General features: G+C 63.3%; 17 protein-coding genes. 14 read left to right on the plus strand and 3 right to left on the minus strand.

Translation table 11 applies throughout. From position 1 onward, the window contains the following. Positions 1-10: 10 nt before the first annotated feature. The 5 genes from NKJ11_RS16735 (at position 11) to NKJ11_RS16755 (ending at position 4967) form a co-directional block, all read left to right on the plus strand. Positions 11-907, plus strand: coding sequence for a LysR substrate-binding domain-containing protein (locus NKJ11_RS16735; protein ID WP_013532647.1), 897 nt, complete (start codon positions 11-13; stop codon positions 905-907). Between the two features lie 119 nt (positions 908-1026). Continuing rightward, the gene (locus NKJ11_RS16740) at positions 1027-2121 is read left to right on the plus strand and encodes an ABC transporter ATP-binding protein (protein WP_352550669.1); all 1095 of its coding nucleotides are present in this window, start codon (positions 1027-1029) and stop codon (positions 2119-2121) included. A gap of 68 nt (positions 2122-2189) precedes the next feature. After that, complete coding sequence (locus NKJ11_RS16745; protein WP_023812803.1) at positions 2190-3305, plus strand: ABC transporter substrate-binding protein; 1116 nt, start codon at positions 2190-2192, stop codon at positions 3303-3305. Positions 3306-3330: 25 nt separating this feature from the next. Then, positions 3331-4164 carry an ABC transporter permease gene (locus tag NKJ11_RS16750; protein ID WP_128302996.1) on the plus strand — a complete coding sequence of 278 codons (834 nt, stop codon included), beginning with the start codon at positions 3331-3333 and terminating at the stop codon, positions 4162-4164. After that, entirely contained in the window at positions 4164-4967 is an 804-nt protein-coding gene (locus NKJ11_RS16755; protein ID WP_352630789.1) for an ABC transporter permease, read from the plus strand. The genes NKJ11_RS16750 and NKJ11_RS16755 overlap by 1 nt, the downstream gene beginning before the upstream one ends. On the opposite strand, the gene NKJ11_RS16760 is transcribed toward NKJ11_RS16755, so the two are convergent. Next, positions 4964-5752 carry a 2-keto-4-pentenoate hydratase gene (locus tag NKJ11_RS16760; RefSeq protein WP_352630791.1) on the minus strand — a complete coding sequence of 263 codons (789 nt, stop codon included), beginning with the start codon at positions 5750-5752 and terminating at the stop codon, positions 4964-4966. The two genes, NKJ11_RS16755 and NKJ11_RS16760, sit on opposite strands and share 4 nt — an antisense overlap. A 295-nt stretch (positions 5753-6047) precedes the next feature. On the opposite strand from NKJ11_RS16760, the gene NKJ11_RS16765 reads away from it, so the two are divergent. From NKJ11_RS16765 to NKJ11_RS16805, 9 genes are all read left to right on the plus strand, one after another. After that, entirely contained in the window at positions 6048-6455 is a 408-nt protein-coding gene (locus tag NKJ11_RS16765; protein WP_352609856.1) for a DUF3168 domain-containing protein, read from the plus strand. 175 nt (positions 6456-6630) lie between these two features. Continuing rightward, positions 6631-6933, plus strand: coding sequence for a hypothetical protein (locus tag NKJ11_RS16770; protein WP_352609854.1), 303 nt, complete (start codon positions 6631-6633; stop codon positions 6931-6933). 126 nt (positions 6934-7059) lie between these two features. Beyond that, positions 7060-7725, plus strand: a complete 666-nt coding sequence (locus NKJ11_RS16775) for a response regulator transcription factor (protein ID WP_023812809.1) — start codon at positions 7060-7062, stop codon at positions 7723-7725. Continuing rightward, a complete protein-coding gene (locus tag NKJ11_RS16780; RefSeq protein WP_352609853.1) occupies positions 7709-9142 on the plus strand; it encodes an ATP-binding protein in 1434 nt (477 codons plus the stop codon). The genes NKJ11_RS16775 and NKJ11_RS16780 overlap by 17 nt, the downstream gene beginning before the upstream one ends. Positions 9143-9326: 184 nt before the next feature. Then, positions 9327-9764: an RT0821/Lpp0805 family surface protein gene (locus NKJ11_RS16785; RefSeq protein WP_352609852.1), complete on the plus strand. Its 438-nt coding sequence runs from the start codon at positions 9327-9329 to the stop codon at positions 9762-9764. Between the two features lie 93 nt (positions 9765-9857). Further along, a complete protein-coding gene (ccmI, locus tag NKJ11_RS16790) occupies positions 9858-10997 on the plus strand; it encodes a c-type cytochrome biogenesis protein CcmI (RefSeq protein WP_023812811.1) in 1140 nt (379 codons plus the stop codon). Between the two features lie 8 nt (positions 10998-11005). Next, positions 11006-11449: a cytochrome c maturation protein CcmE gene (gene ccmE / locus NKJ11_RS16795; protein WP_023812812.1), complete on the plus strand. Its 444-nt coding sequence runs from the start codon at positions 11006-11008 to the stop codon at positions 11447-11449. A gap of 32 nt (positions 11450-11481) precedes the next feature. After that, complete coding sequence (locus tag NKJ11_RS16800) at positions 11482-13473, plus strand: heme lyase CcmF/NrfE family subunit (protein ID WP_023812813.1); 1992 nt, start codon at positions 11482-11484, stop codon at positions 13471-13473. Further along, the gene (locus NKJ11_RS16805; RefSeq protein ID WP_352793812.1) at positions 13470-13934 is read left to right on the plus strand and encodes a cytochrome c-type biogenesis protein; all 465 of its coding nucleotides are present in this window, start codon (positions 13470-13472) and stop codon (positions 13932-13934) included. Before NKJ11_RS16800 ends, NKJ11_RS16805 begins: the two co-directional genes overlap by 4 nt. Here the strand turns inward: NKJ11_RS16805 and NKJ11_RS16810 are convergent. Together NKJ11_RS16810 and NKJ11_RS16815 are read right to left on the minus strand one after the other, a co-directional pair. Further along, positions 13931-14239 (minus strand): type II toxin-antitoxin system RelE/ParE family toxin, encoded by a 309-nt coding sequence (locus NKJ11_RS16810; protein ID WP_128303003.1) that lies wholly within the window; start codon positions 14237-14239, stop codon positions 13931-13933. The two genes, NKJ11_RS16805 and NKJ11_RS16810, sit on opposite strands and share 4 nt — an antisense overlap. Beyond that, complete coding sequence (locus NKJ11_RS16815; protein WP_023812816.1) at positions 14236-14505, minus strand: CopG family ribbon-helix-helix protein; 270 nt, start codon at positions 14503-14505, stop codon at positions 14236-14238. The genes NKJ11_RS16810 and NKJ11_RS16815 overlap by 4 nt, the downstream gene beginning before the upstream one ends. Between the last annotated feature and the right edge of the window lie 13 nt (positions 14506-14518).

A 14518-nucleotide genomic window follows, 5' to 3' on the forward strand; every position in this document is an offset into this window, starting at 1 on the left:
CTGAGGCTCCTTGCGTATACCATCGACACAAGCGCTGCGCGCGCTCGACAGCTTCGCCCGCCACGGCAGCGTCTGGCGCGCCGCCGACGAGTTGCACCTGACCCGCAGCGCTGTTAGCCATCAGCTTCGCCTGCTGGAGCGCGACCTCGGCTTCGACCTGCTCGAACGCATCGGCAAGGGCGTGGCGCTGACGCCCCGCGGCCAGCGCTACGCCAGCGACGTCCGCAAGGCGCTCACCGTTCTGGGCGATGCGGTGACGCGTGATGCCGGCACCGGCGTCGGCGGCTCGTTCGCCGTCAGTTGCACGCCCGGTTTCGCCTCGCTGTTCCTGTGCACCCATATCGGCGAGTTCCGGCAGATGTATCCTGACGTGGCGCTGCGCATCCTGACGCCGCGCCGGCTCGACGATGTCAGCAATGCCGATGCCGATGCCTTCATTGCGTTTGGTGTCGGCAATTGGCCGAACCGGGCGGTCGAACCACTCTGCGAAATCTCGTTCACGCCGCTCTGCAGCCCGACGCTGCTCAACAAGGTCGGCGGTTTTTCCCGGCCGTCGGACGTGCTACGCGCCAACCTGCTGCATCTCGATGACACCGAGGATTGGGCACGCTGGCTGGCGCTGTCCAAGGTGGAAAACCCCGACATTGAGGGCGGCATCTTCTTTTCGGACATGAACCTCGTCTTTTCGGCGGCGATTGCCGGCCAGGGCATCGCCATGGGCGACGAACTGACCAGCCGGCGGGCGCTGAGCGAGGGCCGGCTGGTCAGGCCGTTCGACATAGCGATCAAGTCGCCGCGCTCCTATTTCCTGGTCTCCGAACACGCCAAGGCTTCGCATCCGGTTCTGGAAGCGTTCGCAGGATGGCTGCGGTCGAAACTCCAGGAGAACCGCATTCTGCCGTATTGAGGGCAGGTGGCGACATCTCGCCATAGATGAATGGAATTTGCCGATCAGGCGAAAACTATTCGGTTGCGGTGAGCCGGCACCCTGCCTACGATTTCGACAAGCGTTAGGGAAAGGGCAGTATGCAGCAACCCGGCCGTGCCGCAGAGATCAAGGCAATCGGGATCGGCAAGAGCTTCGGCTCGTTCCGTGCGCTGGACAATCTGTCGCTCGATATCGGCCGTGGCGAGTTCCTGACCCTGCTCGGGCCGTCCGGTTCGGGCAAGACCACCTTCCTGATGATCCTTGCCGGCTTCGTTCAGCCGACCGAGGGCAAGCTGTTCAGCGACGGCGTCGACATCACCGACCGGCCGGCAGAGCAACGCGCCGCCGGCATGGTGTTCCAGGGCTACGCGCTGTTCCCACATATGAGCGTAGAAGCCAACATCGCCTTCCCACTCAAGGTGCGCAAGAAATCGGCCGCCGACATCAAGCGCCGTGTCGGCGAGATGATCGAGCGCGTCGGCCTCAAGGGCCACGAGAAGAAACTGCCGGCGCAGCTGTCGGGCGGCCAGCAGCAGCGCGTGGCGCTGGCGCGAGCGCTGGTGTTCGAGCCGGGCGTGCTGTTGCTCGATGAGCCGTTTTCCGCACTCGACAAGGGCCTGCGCGGCCAGATGCAAGCCGAGATGAAGCGGCTGCATCAGGAGACCGGAACCACCTTCGTCTTCGTTACCCACGACCAGAGCGAGGCGCTGGCGCTGTCGTCGCGCGTTGCCATCTTCAACCACGGCAAACTGCTGCAGGTCGGAGCGCCCGACGAGGTCTACGACCGGCCGGACAACCGCTTCGTCGCCGAATTCCTCGGCGAGATCAACATGCTGCCGCTAAAGGGCGTCAAGCCCGCCGGCAATGGCTCGACTGGCCTGTGCGAAGACCGCGCGGTCAGCATGGGCTGCAAGGCCGAACTCGTGCGCGGCGATGCCATCCTGGCGATCCGGCCCGAATACATGTCGATATCGGGCGAGGCGGCAGATGGTGAGAATGGGATCGCCGCTACCGCCACCAACTCCACCTACCTAGGTGCTGCAACGCGGCTCGACCTGACAACGCGGCAAGGCGCCAAGGTCACGGTCTCGGTGCCGAACGAGGTGGCTGCCGCGGCCTTGAGCAAGGGCAACTCCGTCTGGCTCACCTGGCCGGCGGAAAAGGGTTTCCTCCTTCCGCATGGAGGGCAATGACGAACGGTGTGGCGAGATATCGCAGCACCGTTTTCCGGCACTATCAACAACAAAAAAGGGGAACTGACATGACACATGACACCAAGAAACAAGCCATCGAGAGCCTGTCCGCCAGGGCAGGTCGCGGCGAGATCTCGCGCCGGCAATTCACACAGTTGGCGGCACTCGTGCTGGCCGGCACGCCGATGCTGCTGCGCTCGACAGGTGCCTTTGCGCAGGCCAAGGAACTTGTGCTGGTCAACTGGGGTGGCGATGCCATCACCGCCTACGATGCCGCCTATGGCCAGGCTTTCACCAAGGACACCGGCATCACCGTCAAGATGGACGGTTCGGGTCCGACCGAAGGCGCCATCGCCGCGCAGTTCAAGAGCGGCGCGCCGACCTGGGATCTCGTCGACGTAGACCCGTTCTCGGCCATCACGCTCGGCGCCCAAGGGGCTCTCGAGCCGATCGATTACAACATCGTCGACAAGAAGAAGATGCGGCCCGGCTTTGGTTGGGAATACGCCGCCTCGACCTATTTCTTCTCCTATGTCATCGCCTATGATTCCGAGAAGTACGGCAAGGACGCGCCGACCGGCATGGCCGATTTCTTCGACGTGAAGAAATTCCCCGGCAAGCGCTCGCTCTACAAATGGGGCGTGTCGAGCTGGGAAGCAGCCCTGCTCGCCGACGGTATCGCGCCTGCGTCGCTCTACCCGCTCGACCTCAAGCGCGCCCATGACAAGATCGCCGCCTTCAAGGAAAACGTCGTTGCCTATTGGGGCGGCGGCGCCGAAAGCCAGAGCGTGCTGCTCAATGGCGAGGCCTCGATGGCGATCGTCTGGTCGACCCGTGCCTCGCTGATCGAGCAGGATTCGGGCGGCAAGATCAAGTTCATCTGGGACCAGGGCCTGATCTCGCCCGGCGCGCTGGCCGTGCTCAAGGGCAACCCCGGCGGCAAGGACGCTGCGATGAAGTTCATCGCCAGTGCCCAGGACCCTGAAAAGCAGCTGGTCATGTTCGACAAGCTCGGCCAAGGTCCTGCAAACCCGGCGGCAGACGCGCTGATCCCCGCCGACAAGAAGCGCATCAATCCGGTCGATCCCGAGAACATGAAGAAGCAGATCGCGCTCGACATGGACTGGTACGCCAAGAATTATGGGCCGGCGCTCGACGAATACACCAAGATCATCTCGGCCTGATCAGGGGCGGGGTAATCGGGTCGAAATGAGATCCTATCTCTCCGACAGGATGGGCGCGGCGCTGTTGATGGCGCCGCTGCTCCTGTTTCTTGTCCTGACCTATGCCTGGCCGTTTCTCGGCGTCGTCAAATGGAGCTTTACACTGCCGACGCCCGGCCTCGGCCAGTATGAGGCGCTGCTCACCGACGATCTCGTGCAGTCGGTGTTCATCCGCACGCTGCGCATCGCGGCGGTCGTCACTGTCGTTTCGGTGGCAGCTGCCTACGCCATCACCGTCGTCTGGGTGCGTGGAACCCCGGCACAGCGCCTGATCGCCGAGTTCTGCATTCTCGTCCCCTTCTGGATTTCCGTGCTGACCCGTGCTTTCGGCTGGGTGGCGCTGCTCTCCAATCGCGGCCTGATCAACACCTGGTTGCAGGCGATCGGCTTCATTTCCGAACCGTTGGCGTTGGTGCGCAACGAATTCGGCGTCATCGTCGGCATGACGCACTTCCTCATTCCTTTCGCCGTTTTCCCGCTGGCATCTTCCATGCGCAGCCTCGACGACCGCGTGCTTTTAGCTGCGCGTGGCCTCGGTTCCAGCCGCATGCGCACCTTCTGGACGGTGTTCGTGCCGATGACGCGCTCCGGCATCATAGGCGCGGCAATGATCGTGTTCGTCTTCTCGCTCGGTTTCTTCGTCACGCCGGCGATCCTCGGCGGCGGCCGCAGCGTCATGATCGCCGAGCTGATCTATCTCAGGATCTTCCAGAGCCCGGACTGGGGCCTGGGCGCGGCCATCAGCGTCGTGCTGGTGCTGTTCGTCGGCGCGCTGATGGCGCTTTTGTTCCGCTATGTCAGACCGAAGCAGTTGATCTGATGCCGACCTACCGCCCCGGTCCCGTCTCGCTGATCATCGCCGCCTTCGTGGCGCTGTTCCTGCTGATGCCGCTGCTCGCCGTCATCCCTGTGTCGCTGACGCCGAGCCGCATGCTGGCCATGCCGTCGGGCGAACTGTCGCTGCGCCACTACCGGGCGCTGATCGAGGATCCACGCTGGCTCCAATCGATCCTGCTCTCGATCCGCATCGGCGTCGTCAGCAGCGCCTTTTCCACCGTGCTCGCGCTGTGCTTCAGTCTTGGCGTCTGGATGTTCCAGCCGCGCTTCACCGCGGCCCTGGTCGGCTTCGTGCTGCTGCCGATGGTGGTGCCGCCGGTGGTCTCGGCGATCACGCTCTACTTCCTGCTGACCTCGATCTCGGGTTTCAGCTCTTTCTTCGGCTATGACACCTGGCTGGGCGTCGCCATGGCCCATTCGGTGATGACCGTGCCCTTCGCCACCGTGCTGATGCTGGTCTCGCTCAGCCAGCTCGACCGCCGCATCGACCTTGCCGCCCGGGGCTTAGGCGCCACTTTGTGGGAGCGCGCCACCCGCATCATCATGCCCAACATCAAGTTCGGCATCATTACCGCGGCACTGCTCTCCTTCGTGCTGTCCTGGGAAGAAATCGGCGTCACCCTGTTCATCACCTCGGTCAACGCCATCACGCTGCCGAGGCTGATGTGGATGGGCCTGCGCGACAACATCGACCCGGCGATCGCCGCGCTCTCGGTGATCCTGATCATCATCACAGTGCTGGTGCTGGCGGTGCGCAGTTTCGTGGCCAGGCAGCGCGGAGCCTAAACAAATCGCACAGAGACACGGCCAAACCTGCCTAGATCGCCAGTGACTTCGTCACCTGCCTCGACGCCAATCGGCGTCACGCAGGTACCTGTAATCACCACCTGTCCCGGTTGGAGCGCTATGCCCAGGCCCGACAGCTCGTTGACGAGCCAGGTGAGCGCGATGCGAGGATCGCCCAACACGGCTGCTCCCGATCCGCTATGTTGCGACCTTCCGGAAACGGAGGCGACCACGGGGTGCTTTGCAAGGTCCGCGTCCCGCCAGTCGTCTTCCGCCGCCTCGCCGATGACAAACAGATTGGCGCAGGCATTGTCCGCAATGAGCTGCGGCGCCCCGACGGCGCAGAAATCGTCATACCGTGAGTCCGGGATTTCGATCGCCGGATGCAAGGTCGCCACGGCTTCCATCACCTCGGCGATTTCATAGGGTGCCAGACGAGGCGGCAGCTCGCGGCCGAAGCGGAAAGCGAATTCGATCTCGGCCACGCGCATCTTGCTCGTCGCCAGGGAAACGGTCCCGCCGACCTCCACCGCTTTCTCGGCCAGGAGACGTCCGGCCATCGGGCCGTCGACGTTGATGTGCCTTTGTCCGGCCAGACTGGTCGCGGCAATCTTCCAGCCGAAAAGTGGGGCCACCGAGCGATCCATGACATGCGACTGGATGGCGTAACCTTCGAGCCGTGTTTGTGGGCGCAACGCCTCAGGTATGGCGTCGAGACGGGTGCCCTTGTCCCGGTGGCCTACCAACAACCGCGACGCAGCCCTGGTCTTTTCTGCATCGAGCATCATCAGCTTTCGAAATGGCTTCGTGGATCAAAAACGGCAAGGAAACATTGCGTCATGCGACGCTGTATGGAGCGAGAATATGTGACCAGGAATCGAGAGTCCATGTTCACAGCTCGGTCCCCGCGGACGATGGTGTTGGCAAAGTCGCCCTTTCGAGATCATCGGCATCCATCATTGCGATGACGAATCGCCATCGCCTCCGCGCGTCGAATGGCTATATCTGTCAGAACACGCAGAACGCGGACAGGCTTCCGAAAAGCAATAGTCGGCAGCGCAGGAACCGGAGGAAAAGACGATGACCGCGCCAGGCGATTTACAGCAGGCACTGTTTCTCAGGCTGAAAAGCGATGCATCGCTGTCGGCCTTGCTGGGCGGCGCCGGACTGCTCGAACGGCCAGCCGACAATGCCGCTTTTCCGTACGTGACCTGGGGCCATACCTCCGCTTTCGACTGGGATACGAGCACCGAGAACACCGACGACCAGTTGATTACGCTGCATGTCTGGTCGAAAGCCCATGGCGACGCCGAAACGCTAGCCATCATGGCCGCCATCCAGGCGCGCCTTGCCGACGCAGCATTGGTGATTGGCCCTCGCGGCCAGACACGACTGTCGCTGGAATTTGCCGAAGCCCGCCATGACGAGGATCTGCTCGTGCATCACGGGCTGCTGCGTTTTCGCGCGATAACGCAGGAAAATGCCTGATGCGCTTTCAATATGGTCAAAACCGAGTCTAGACTGGACTTTCGCGGGATTTCACCTGTTCGAGGCGGTGAAATTCCAGGTTGATTGTCTCGCGTTGCAGGGGTGTGGCGAGCATGTTTTCAGCGGCGTTCACCGTTCATTTCACGTTCAGCACCGATGCGTTACAACGCCGGTCATGAAAACGCTTCGCTCCCACTTCCGAACCGCGACACTGGCGCTTTGTGCTGCCGGACTGTTCGCGTCGCAGGCGATAGCGATACCGGTCGTCGCGCCGCCCGACCTGGCCAGCCCGATCGTACTGGCGGCGTCCGATTGCTACGCCATCGGCCAGCAGGTGGCCGAGCAGAATGGCGGAACGCTGGCCAAGGCCTCGCAATCGACGCGCGGCGGTCAGCCTGTCTGTGTCATCGTCGTGCTCGTTCCAGGCAAGGACGGACAACGTCCGCGCCGTTCCGAGATCGTCGTTCCGCTGAACTGACCCATTTTTCCAACTTATAGACCCTCAGTTTCCCAGACCGCCGGAATCGGCCTATATCTGCCCCAGTCTTCAATCTGACAAAGCTCTTCAATCTGACAAAGCTCATCAACAGGTATCGAACTCCGCATGCGCGTACTCGTCGTCGAAGATGACAAGGATCTCAATCGGCAGATATCGGATGCGCTGGTCGATGCCGGCTATGTCGTCGACCGCGCCTTCGACGGCGAGGAAGGCCATTTCCTTGGCGACACCGAGCCCTACGACGCCGTCGTGCTCGATATCGGCCTGCCGCAGATGGACGGCATCAGCGTGGTCGAGCGCTGGCGGCGCGGCGGCCGCAAGATGCCGGTGCTGATCCTGACGGCGCGCGACCGCTGGAGCGACAAGGTCTCCGGCATCGATGCCGGCGCCGATGACTACGTCACCAAGCCGTTCCACATCGAGGAGGTGCTGGCCAGGCTGCGGGCCCTGATCCGGCGCGCTGCCGGCCATGCCTCGTCCGAACTGACCTGCGGGCCGCTGCGCCTCGACACCAAGGCCTCCAAGGCCGATGTCGACGGCGTGCCGCTGAAGCTGACCTCGCACGAATTCCGCCTGCTTGCCTATCTGATGCACCATATGGGCGAGGTCGTCTCGCGGACCGAACTGGTCGAGCATCTCTACGATCAGGATTTCGACCGCGATTCCAACACTATCGAGGTGTTTGTCGGGCGGCTGCGCAAGAAGATGGGCATCGACATGATCGAAACCGTGCGCGGCATGGGCTACCGCATGCGTGAGCCGGAGGCGTAACTCGGAACCGCTCAAACCAACCGCAAGGGCGCCGCTTTCGCTGCGTTTGTGGCCGCGTTCGCTGACGTTCCGCGTCATCGCCTTTTCCACGGTCTGGGCGATCGTGACGCTCGTTGTCATCTTCACGTTGATAACCACGCTCTACCGCCAGGCCAGCGAACGCGGCTTCGACAGCCTGCTTTCGGCGCATCTGTTCAACCTGATCGGTTCGATAGGCATCTCCGACAGCGGGGCGCTGACTGGCGCGCCAGACCTCGGCGACCTTCGGTTCTCGGAGCCGAATTCGGGCTGGTACTGGTCGGTGGAGCCCGCTTCGGAAGGCGTGCATGGCGATCTTCACTCGTCGTCGATGACCACGACGATCCCGTCACCGAGCGTTGCCGAGGTGCCGTTCAATGCCAGCTTTCAGCGCAGCTACGCAGCCGAAGGCATCGACGGCGAGCAACTCGAAGTTTTCGAGAGCGAATTCGTTCTCGACGCCAAGAACCGGGCCGCGCGTTTCCGCGTCATGGGCAACCAGAGCGAACTCGAACAGGAAATCGCTACCTTTCAGCGCCGCCTGCTGACCTATCTCAGCCTGTTCGGCGTCGGCATGATCGCCATCAACGCGATCGCCATTCTGCTCGGCCTGCAGCCGCTGCGCCGGGTCAGGAACGCGCTCGCCATGGTGCGCGAAGGCACCGCCCAGAGGCTCGACGGCCGCTTCCCGGCCGAGATCGAACCGCTTGCCAACGAAACCAATGCGTTGATCGAAAACAACAGGCGCATCGTCGAGCGGTCGCGAACACAGGTCGGCAATCTCGCCCATTCGCTGAAGACGCCGCTGGCGGTGCTGCTCAACGAGGGCCGCGCGCTCGGCGGCGCCAAGGGGCAGCTGATCGCCGAACAGGCCGCTTCCATGCAGAAGCAGGTCGAACACTATCTCCAGCGCGCCCGCGTCGCGGCACAACGCGACAGCGTCGTCTACCGCACGCCGGTGACGCCGCTGGTGCAGCGCATGGTGCGGGTTATGCAGAAGCTCAATCCGCAGACAAATCTGTCGCTGTCACTGCCGGCAACCGAGATCGTCTTCGCCGGCGAGCGCGAGGACCTTGAGGAATTGCTGGGCAATCTCCTTGAAAACGCGATGAAATGGGCAAAGAGCGCGGTGCAGGTCTCGGTCGTGCCCTTGACCGGCAAGGACGACCCGGCCGGCCTTTTCGAGATCGGCATAGAGGATGACGGTCCGGGCATTCCCGAGGATAAGGCGCGCGAGGCGCTGAAGCGCGGACGGCGTCTGGACGAGACAAAGCCCGGAACGGGGCTGGGCCTAGCCATTGTCGCAGACCTCGTCAACGAGTATGGAGGCGTTCTGGCGCTCGAACGATCCGGTATGGGCGGATTGAAGGCGGTGGTGCGATTGCGGAGCCTTCAGTGATGTTCACCCGGGCCAATCGACATAGAGGGACGGAAGATGTTATTGGCGGCATGTCCATTGGTCCCGCAGCGGCCAGCGCCAAATTTCCGACAAATATCAATACTATGGCCACGCCAACTTCTCCGATGACGCGGCCCCCGGCGCATCCATGGCAGGCTCCAACTCAAGAAAACCGGTTGTTGGCATGAAGATTCGCGTCGCTCTTGTTTCCGCATTGCTGGCTGTTTCCGGCTGCACCACCTTGAGCGGCAAGGGTCCAACCGTGTCCGCGACACCGGCCTCGACACCTCCTTCCAGCGGCAAGGTGACCACGACGATCATTTCGGCGATGGGCGGCGGCCTCATCAGTGGGGCGATCGGCAACGGTCTCAGCGAGACCGAGAAGCGCAGCGCGCTTGAGGCTGAGTACAAGGCGCTAGAATACACGACCAGCGGCCAGAAGGTGACGTGGAAGGGCGCCCAGGCTTCGCGCTACGGCGAGGTGGTTCCGGCCCAGCCCTACCGCGTCGGTTCGCAGGACTGCCGCCAGTACACGCAGACGGTATTTTCCGGCGGCGCCGGGGTCACGGCGCGTGGAACCGCTTGCCGCAACGCCGATGGCAGCTGGACGCCGCTGACCTGACGACCGTCTGCCGACGATTGGCGGCTGGCGTCGTCAAAGCGTCGCAGCATGCATCTGTTGGCACGGCAGAGCTCTGCCGGTATTGGAAGAACCATGCTGTTCTGGGTCATAGCCGCCATTCTCACGCTGGGTGCAAGCCTGGCGGTGCTGCTGCCGCTGGCCGCCAGCGCCAAGGGCGCGTCGTCGAGCGGCGAACATGATCTCGAAGTCTATCGGGACCAATTGTCCGAGCTTGACCGCGACGCCGCGCGTGGCTTGATCCAGCCGGCCGAAGCCGCCGAGGCCCGCGCCGAGATCGCTCGCCGCATCCTTCGCCTTGACAATGCGGGTGCCGTCGGCGGCGCAAACCCTGGCCGAGCGCCGGTCACGGCAAGGCTGGTGGCAACCGTAGCCGTGCTGGCGGTGCCGCTGGTCAGTTGGGGGCTCTATGTCAAGCTTGGCTCTCCTGACCTGCCGTCGCAACCGCTCAGCGAGCGGTTGGCCAAGAATCCTGCCGACAGTTCGGTCGACGAGCTGGTGGCGCGGGCCGAAGCCCATCTGGCCGCCAATCCCACTGACGGCAGGGGCTGGGACGTGCTGGCACCGGTCTATCTGCGCATGCAGCGCTTTTCCGACGCGGCAGGAGCCTATCGCAACGCCATTCGGCTCGATGGCGACAGCGCCGTTCGCCAGGCCGGTCTCGGCGAGGCGATCGCCAGCGCGGCAGGCGGCATTGTCTCGGCCGATGCCCAGGATGCTTTCGAAGCAGCCCTGAAGCTCGATCCGGCCAATGCGAAGGCCAGCTTCTACCTGGCCATGGCATTGGCGCAGGAGGGTCGCGCCAAGGAAGCGACCACGGCATGGCAGGCGATGCTGGACAGATTGCCGCCGGATTCGCCATGGCGCGGTGCCGTCGAGCAGGCGCTCGCCAAATCCGGAAGCTCCGACGTCGCTTCCGGCGGCGCCACCAACGGTCCCGATGCCGGCGATGTCGACGCCGCATCCTCGATGTCGCCGCAGGACCGGGAGACCATGATCAATACGATGGTTGCCGGCCTCGACGACAAACTGCGGCAAAATCCGCGCGATCCGGAAGGATGGATGCGGCTCGTTCGTTCCTATGTCGTGCTCGGCAAGGCCGATCAGGCGCGTGAGGCGCTCGGTCGCGCCATTGCCGTCTTTGGAGCCGACAGCGACCAGGCGAAGAAATTCACTGCCTTTGCCGCTTCGCTTGGGCTTGCGGCGACGGAGTAGAACAAGACATGACGCGCAAGCAGAAACGATTGTCGGTGATCGCGGGCGGGCTGGTCTTCCTGGCTGCCGCGACCGGGCTGACTTTTTACGCGCTTGGCCAGAAGGCCTCCTATTTCTACATGCCGGCCGATCTCACCACCGCCAGTGTTCAGCCTGGCCAGCGCATCCGGTTGGGTGGATTGGTCGAAAAAGGCACGATCCAGCGCGGGCAGGGGGCCACGGTCGGCTTTTCGGTGACCGACACGCACAAATCGGTCAAGGTCACCTACACCGGCATCCTGCCCGACCTTTTCCGCGAAGAGCAGGGCGTCATCACCGAGGGTACTTTCGGCCCGGACGGGGTTTTTGTTGCCGATAGCGTGCTGGCCAAGCATGATGAGCGCTACATGCCCAAGGAGGTTGCGGACGGCCTCAAGGCCAAGGGCGTCTGGCAGGAGAACAAGAGTGAATAGCTCCGGCAGGAGAGCGACAATGGATCACGGGCATGGTTGAAACGGGACATTTCGCCCTCGTCCTGGCGTTTGCGCTTTCGCTGGTGCAGACGGTGGTGCCGCTGTTTGGCGCGCGCCTGAACAACCAGCGCCTCATGGCCGTCGGCGGTCCGGTCGCAGTGACCGGCTTTGCCTTGACGGCGCTGTCCTTCGCAGCGTTGGCGAGTGCCTATGCAAGCTCCGATTTCTCGGTGGCGAGCGTGTGGGAAAACTCGCATTCCTTGCAGCCGTTGATCTACAAGATCACCGGAACTTGGGGCAATCATGAAGGCTCGATGCTGCTTTGGGTGTTGATCCTGACCTTCTTCGGCGCGCTCGTCGCCGCTTTCGGCTCCAACCTGCCGGCGACGCTGCGCGCCAATGTGCTTGCGGTGCAAGGCGCCATCGGCGCCGCCTTCTTCCTGTTCATCCTGGCGACGTCCAATCCGTTCATCCGGCTCAATCCGGCGCCGATCGAAGGCCGCGATCTCAACCCGATCCTGCAGGATCTCGGCCTCGCCATTCACCCGCCTTTTCTCTATCTCGGCTATGTCGGCTTCTCGATCTGTTTTTCCTTCTCGGTTGCCGCTCTCATCGAAGGCCGCATCGACGCGTCCTGGGCACGCTGGGTGCGGCCGTGGACGCTGGTCGCCTGGATGTTCCTGACCGGCGGCATCGCCATGGGATCGTACTGGGCCTACTACGAGCTCGGTTGGGGCGGTTTCTGGTTCTGGGATCCGGTCGAGAACGCCTCCTTCATGCCGTGGCTGGCGGGGACCGCGCTGCTCCATTCGGCCATCGTCATGGAAAAGCGCTCGGCGCTGAAGATCTGGACGCTGCTGCTCGCCATCCTGACCTTTTCGCTGTCGCTGCTCGGCACCTTCCTCGTGCGTTCAGGCGTGCTGACCTCGGTGCACGCCTTTGCCACCGATCCGACGCGCGGCGTGTTTATCCTGTGCATACTGACGCTGTTTATCGGCGGCTCGCTGGCGCTGTTTGCGCTGCGCGCTTCCCGGCTGACGACCGGCGGCCTGTTCCAACCGATTTCCCGAGAAGGGGCGCTGGTCCTCAACAATCTGTTCCTGACGACGGCGACGGCGACCGTCCTCGTCGGCACACTCTATCCGCTCGCCGTCGAAGCCTTTTCAGCCGACAAGATCTCGGTCGGCGCGCCGTTCTTCAATCTCACCTTCGGACCGCTGATGGTGCCGCTGCTGCTCGTGGTTCCGTTCGGGCCGTTGCTGGCCTGGAAGCGCGGCGATGTCTTCGCCGTCGCGCAGCGCCTTATGGCGGCCTTTGCAGCGGCGCTGCTGGCGACGCTGGTCACCGCTTTGTTCATCGACGGCGCCTCGGTGTTCGCAGCCCTGGGCGTTGGCCTTGCCGTCTGGCTGATCCTTGGCGCGCTCACCGACCTCGCCGTCAAATCGGGGGTCGGCAATGTCGCAGCGGGGATCATGGTCAGGCGCTTGCTCGGCCTGCCGCGCTCGGTCTTCGGCACCGCCTTCGCTCACCTTGGCCTCGGTCTGACCACGCTCGGCATCGTCGGCACACTTTGCTTCGGCACCGAGAAGATTCTGTCGATGCATGCCGGTGAGACCGTCGAACTGTCCGGCCATACGCTGCGTTTCGTCGGGCTTCATCCGGCCCAGGGACCGAATTACAGCGAGGATCTCGGCCGCTTCGAACTGATCGGCGTCAGCGGCAGCCCTGTTGGCGAAATCAGCTCCGCCAAACGGTTTTATCCGGTGCGGCAGATGACGACGACGGAATCGGGCATCAGGACGATTGGTTTCTCGCAGCTCTACATCTCGCTCGGCGACGAGGGCAATGACGGTTCCGTCGTCGTCCGTCTGTGGTGGAAACCGCTGGTGACGTTGATCTGGGGCGGCGGCCTGATGATGATGGCGGGCGCGGCGATGTCACTGATGGACCGGCGCCTGCGCGTCGGCGCGCCGTCGCGGCGGCGCAAGCAGGCGAGCGCGGTGCCATCCGCGACCCTGCCATGAACGCGCGGCTTTCGCTGACCTCCATTGCCCTGCTGCTGGCGCTGTCCTTTGCCGGCACGGCCCTGGCGGTGAAGCCTGACGAGGTGCTGCCTGATCCGACGCTGGAGGCGCGGGCGCGGGCGCTGTCGGAAGGCTTGCGCTGCATGGTCTGCCAGAACCAGTCGATCGACGAATCCGATGCCGACCTTGCCCGCGACTTGCGCGTCCTTGTGCGTCAGCGCCTCGTCGCCGGCGACACCGACCAGCAGGTCATGGACTACGTGGTTTCGCGCTATGGCGAGTTCGTGCTGCTGAAGCCGCGTTTCGACCTGCGCAATGCGTTGCTATGGGGCACGCCCGTCCTGCTGTTGCTGATAGGAGGCGTTTTCATCGTGCTGACCGCGCGGTCGCGCCGCGTGCTGGCGACCAATGCGTTGACCACTGAGGAACAGGCGGCGCTGGACAAGATACTAGGCAATTAGCTTGGCCATTCCTCCGAGGGCCAGTCTCGCGACGTGTGAATGACGCGCAGGATAACGACGCTCTGACGGCCAGCGATTGGGCGCAACTCATAGGCAATGATGTAGGGCAGGCGGTCGATGAGCTTCTCATATGTGCCTGTCACTCGGCCTGGGCGGCCCGTCGCCATCTCACCAAGGCCCTGGCCCATTTCATGAATACGATCCGCCAGGCGTCGGGCGGCAGCAGGATTGTCCTGAGCGATAAAGGCAACTTGCTGCTTAAGATCGTCCAGCGCTTCTCGCGACCAGGCGACGAACCGCTTCACGCCTTGCCCAAGCGCCTGGCTTCCGCCGATTCGATGACTGCGTCGATTTCCGCCATCGCGTCGTCATGAGGCACGACACGGCCAGCCGCCGCATCTTCCATGCCGCGTTTGATGCCTTCAATGATATCGAGTTCGCGATCGACGTAGGCCGAGACCGCCTCGGCGGCGAGGAACGATTTGCTACGCCGGGTGTCGGTGGCGATCCGCTCCAGCTTCAGCTTGGTTTCGGGAGAGACCCGGATGGTCATGGTGGTGCTTGCTGTCATTTATGAAAGCCTT

Origin of the sequence: Mesorhizobium sp. M0243 (genome assembly GCF_040321775.1) — a bacterium.
GTDB lineage: Bacteria > Pseudomonadota > Alphaproteobacteria > Rhizobiales > Rhizobiaceae > Mesorhizobium.

Coding starts and splice junctions, on each gene's coding strand:
- NKJ11_RS16805 (WP_352793812.1), top strand. CDS start 13,470: ATGAACGCGCGGCTTTCGCTGACCTCCATTGCCCTGCTGCTGGCGCTG.
- NKJ11_RS16765 (WP_352609856.1), top strand. CDS start 6,048: ATGACCGCGCCAGGCGATTTACAGCAGGCACTGTTTCTCAGGCTGAAA.
- ccmE (WP_023812812.1), top strand. CDS start 11,006: ATGACGCGCAAGCAGAAACGATTGTCGGTGATCGCGGGCGGGCTGGTC.
- NKJ11_RS16740 (WP_352550669.1), top strand. CDS start 1,027: ATGCAGCAACCCGGCCGTGCCGCAGAGATCAAGGCAATCGGGATCGGC.
- NKJ11_RS16750 (WP_128302996.1), top strand. CDS start 3,331: ATGAGATCCTATCTCTCCGACAGGATGGGCGCGGCGCTGTTGATGGCG.
- NKJ11_RS16785 (WP_352609852.1), top strand. CDS start 9,327: ATGAAGATTCGCGTCGCTCTTGTTTCCGCATTGCTGGCTGTTTCCGGC.
- NKJ11_RS16755 (WP_352630789.1), top strand. CDS start 4,164: ATGCCGACCTACCGCCCCGGTCCCGTCTCGCTGATCATCGCCGCCTTC.
- NKJ11_RS16800 (WP_023812813.1), top strand. CDS start 11,482: ATGGTTGAAACGGGACATTTCGCCCTCGTCCTGGCGTTTGCGCTTTCG.
- ccmI (WP_023812811.1), top strand. CDS start 9,858: ATGCTGTTCTGGGTCATAGCCGCCATTCTCACGCTGGGTGCAAGCCTG.
- NKJ11_RS16770 (WP_352609854.1), top strand. CDS start 6,631: ATGAAAACGCTTCGCTCCCACTTCCGAACCGCGACACTGGCGCTTTGT.
- NKJ11_RS16775 (WP_023812809.1), top strand. CDS start 7,060: ATGCGCGTACTCGTCGTCGAAGATGACAAGGATCTCAATCGGCAGATA.
- NKJ11_RS16760 (WP_352630791.1), bottom strand. CDS start 5,752: ATGCTCGATGCAGAAAAGACCAGGGCTGCGTCGCGGTTGTTGGTAGGC.
- NKJ11_RS16815 (WP_023812816.1), bottom strand. CDS start 14,505: ATGACAGCAAGCACCACCATGACCATCCGGGTCTCTCCCGAAACCAAG.
- NKJ11_RS16745 (WP_023812803.1), top strand. CDS start 2,190: ATGACACATGACACCAAGAAACAAGCCATCGAGAGCCTGTCCGCCAGG.